Source organism: Terrabacter terrae (assembly GCF_039529575.1).
Lineage (GTDB): Bacteria > Actinomycetota > Actinomycetes > Actinomycetales > Dermatophilaceae > Terrabacter > Terrabacter terrae.
This window is the reverse complement of sequence record NZ_BAAANB010000020.1, coordinates 182,487-186,369: the sequence shown is the minus strand read 5'-3', so window position 1 is coordinate 186,369 and position 3,883 is coordinate 182,487. Positions and strand designations below refer to the sequence as shown.

The 3,883-nt window shown below is 72.4% G+C and carries 2 protein-coding genes; both read left to right on the top strand.

The genetic code is table 11. The annotated features are described in order from the left end of the window. Positions 1-3,191: SNF2-related protein (locus tag ABD194_RS09905; protein WP_343990770.1), on the top strand; the 3,191-nt coding region annotated here is incomplete at its 5' end. 56 nt (positions 3,192-3,247) lie between these two features. After that, the gene (locus ABD194_RS09900) at positions 3,248-3,868 is read left to right on the top strand and encodes a superoxide dismutase (protein WP_343990768.1); all 621 of its coding nucleotides are present in this window, start codon (positions 3,248-3,250) and stop codon (positions 3,866-3,868) included. Positions 3,869-3,883 lie beyond the last annotated feature (15 nt).

The window sequence follows — 3,883 nt, the reverse complement described above, 5'->3', positions numbered from 1 at the left end:
GCAGCTGTCCGGTCGCCGCCGACTGCAAGCACGTGGTGGCCCTCATGGTGACCGCGCGGGACGTGGCGCAGGGGCGCGTCGTGGAGCCGCCGGCCGCCGGTGGCGCTGCGGCCCCTGCCGAGCCCGTGTCCGACGAACGGGCCACCGCCGCCGTACCTCCCCACTGGTCAGACGTCTTCGGTCACGTGCGGCCGCGGCCCGTCGAGCCCGCGGTGGCCCAACGACCGGAGCCGCGGGGCGATCTCATGCCCGCCGGGTTGTTCGTCGACACCGTCTACCGCGACCAGCGAGGCCGACGCGGCCTGCCCGAGCTCAGCTACGGCCTCCGACCCACGCGCTGGACCCGCGCGGGCACGTGGCACCGCACGCTCTCCTGGCACGACGCCCTGCCGCAGTGGCGGCCGGGCATCCGCTTCCTGCCCGAGCACGAGCGCATCATGGGCCGCCTGCACGACGTGGCCCGGCAGGGCTCGGGCAGCACCACCTACTTCTCCGCGACCCCGCCGCTGGCCCTCGACGCGAGCGCCGAGGTCTGGCCGCTGCTGCGCGAGGCGCGGGCGGCCGGCATCGAGATCCTTCCCGGGGAGGGGGTGACCGGGCCCGTCCGCGTCGCCGACGACAGCGCCTCGCTCGTGCTGCTCGTCAAGCGCGCCGGCGACGGCAGTGGCGACCTCGACCTCGACGTCGAGATCGAGGGGCTGCCGGACGAGGTGGCAGACGAGGCGACCGGCGAGCGGCTCTACCTCGGCGACCCCGTCCACGCCATCGCGGTCGAGGGCGACGACGGCTCGCTGACCTTCGTCCCGCTCGAGCAGGACCTCGACCTCGGACCCGACGCCCTGGCGTCGGCGCTCGCCGGGTTGCGGGTCCCCGCCGACGAGCGGGGCCGCTTCCTGCGCTCGGTGGTGCCCGGGCTGCGCCAACGGCTGCGGGTGCGCTCGGAGGTGCCGCTTCCTGCGCCGGAGCTGCCCGCGGATGCCGGCACCGAGGTGGTGACGGTCCACGTGCGCGTCGTCAGCGACGTCCCGGGGGAGCTGCGCATCGACCTCGGCCACGCGTACGACGGGGTGCCCCGACCCTTCACGACCGCCCGCTTCGGCACGGTCGGAGGTCGGGACCGCGACGCCGAGTCCGCCGCCGTCCGGGCCGCCACGTCCCTGCGGTCCGTCCGGGGGGCGCTGCGCAGCGACGTCGCCGGCCACCCCTACCTCGTTCCGCGGGTGGTCCTCACGGGCCTCGACGCGGCCCGGTTCGTCGCCGACGTCCTCCCGCTGCTCGAGGCCGACGAGCACGTCACGGTCGAGGTGGACGACGACCTCCCCTCCTACGAGGAGGTCACGTCGGCGCCGGTGGTCCGGCTCGGCGCGACCGAGAGCGCCCGCCGGGGCTCCGACGCGGAGGAGCCCGACGACGGCAGGAGTGACTGGTTCGACCTACACGTCTCCGTCGAGGTCGAGGGCGAGGAGGTGCCCTTCGAGCCGCTCTTCGCCGCTCTGGCCCGGGGCGACGACATCATGCTGCTCGACTCGGGCGCGTTCTTCCGCCTCGACCGTCCCGAGCTGACGCGATTGCGCGACCTCATCGAGGAGGCTCGCGAGATCGCCGACCCCGAGACGGGCGCCCTGCGGCTCAGCGCCCACCACGCCGACCTCTGGGACGAGCTCGTCGCGCTGGGCGTCGTCGACGAGCAGAGTGCCCGGTGGGCCGCCAACGTCGAGGCGCTCGGCTCGCTCGAGGCGGGCCCGCTGGCCGAGCCGCCGCCCGACCTCCGCGCCACCCTGCGCCCCTACCAGCTCGACGGCTACCGCTGGCTCGCGCGGCTGTGGGACGCCCAGCTCGGCGGCATCCTCGCCGACGACATGGGCCTCGGCAAGACGCTGCAGGTCATCGCCGCCCTGGTCCGCGCCCACGACCGCGGCGAGCTGGGGGAGGGCGGCGCGCAGGCGCGCGGTCCCGTGCTCGTCGTCGCTCCGACGAGCGTGGTCGGCACGTGGATGGGCGAGCTCGAGACCTTCGCGCCGCACCTTGCGGCCGTGGCCGTCACCGCGACCGAGCGCAAGCGTGGCGTGCCGCTCACCGACACGGTCGCCGGTGCCCAGGTCGTGATCACCTCGTATGCCGTGCTGCGCCTCGACGACGCCACGTTCCACTCCGTGCGCTGGGGCGGTGTCGTGCTCGACGAGGCGCAGTTCGTGAAGAACCGCCAGGCCAAGACGCACGTGGCGGTGCGCCGGCTCGGGGCGCCCTTCACCATCGCGGTCACCGGCACACCGCTCGAGAACTCCCTCATGGACCTCTGGTCGCTGCTGTCGCTGGCCGCCCCGGGGCTCTACCCCCGCCCCGACGCGTTCACGAAGAGCTACCGCAAGCCCATCGAGTCCGGTGAACGCCCCGAGCTGCTCGACCTCCTGCGCCGCCGCATCCGGCCGCTCATGCTCCGGCGCACCAAGGAGCAGGTGGCGATCGACCTGCCGCCCAAGCAGATCCAGGTCATGGCGCTCGACCCGCACCCGGTCCACCGGCACATCTACGACCAGCACCTCCAGCGCGAGCGCCAGCGGGTGCTCGGCCTGCTCGACGACCCCGAGGCCAACCGTGTCGCGATCCTGGCCGCGCTGACGAGGCTGCGGCAGCTCGCCCTCGACCCTGTCCTCGTCGACGAGGCCCACGGCGGCAAGGCCACGCCGGCCAAGATCGACTTCCTCGTCGACCAGCTGCGCGAGCTCGCGGCCGAGGGCCACCGGGCCCTCGTCTTCAGCCAGTTCACCGGCTTCCTGCGCATCGTCGAGGCCGCGCTGACGCGCGCGGGGCTCGAGACGGCATACCTCGACGGGTCGACCACCGATCGGCAGTCGGTGGTGCGCGGCTTCCGGGAGGGCGACGCCGTGGCGTTCCTCATCAGCCTCAAGGCCGGCGGCTTCGGGCTGACGCTCACCGAGGCCGACTACGTCTACGTCCTCGACCCGTGGTGGAACCCCGCTGCCGAGGCGCAGGCCATCGACCGCGCCCACCGCATCGGCCAGGACCGCCCGGTCACCGTCTACCGCCTCGTGTCCGCCGGCACCATAGAGGAGAAGGTCGTGGCGCTGCAGGAGCGCAAGCGCGACCTGTTCCAGCGGGTCGTCGACGAGGGCGGCTCGCTCTCGGGGGCCATCACCGCCGACGACGTCCGCGACCTCCTCGGTACCTGATCGCGGCGGCGGCATAGAGTGGCAAGGGCCTATTGGTCTCCAGAAAGGAACGACACGTGGCTTACACGCTTCCCGAGCTCGACTACGACTACGCCGCTCTCGAGCCGCACATCAGCGCGCGCATCATGGAGCTGCACCACAGCAAGCACCACAAGGCCTACGTCGACGGTGCCAACGCCGCCGTCGCCAAGCTGGAGGAGCTGCGTGAGTCCGGCGACTATGCGGCGCTCAACGGTGTCGAGAAGAACCTCGCCTTCCACCTCGGTGGTCACACCAACCACTCCGTCTTCTGGAAGAACATGAGCCCCGACGGTGGTGGCCAGCCGGAGGGTGAGGTCAAGGCCGCGATCGACGAGTACTTCGGCGGCTTCGAGAAGTTCCAGGCGCACTTCAACGCCAACGCCAACGCGATCCAGGGCTCCGGCTGGTCGATCTGGGCATGGGACACCATCGCCGAGCGGCCGCACATCATGCAGCTGTTCGACCAGCAGGGCAACATCCCCGTCGGCCAGATCCCGCTGCTGCAGCTCGACATGTGGGAGCACGCCTTCTACCTGCAGTACGAGAACGTCAAGGCCGACTACGTCAAGGCCTGGTGGAACGTCGTCAACTGGCAGGACGTCGCCGAGCGCCTCGAGCGCGCCAAGGCGACCAAGGGACTCATCCTCCCCGCCTGAACCGGCTTCGCACGC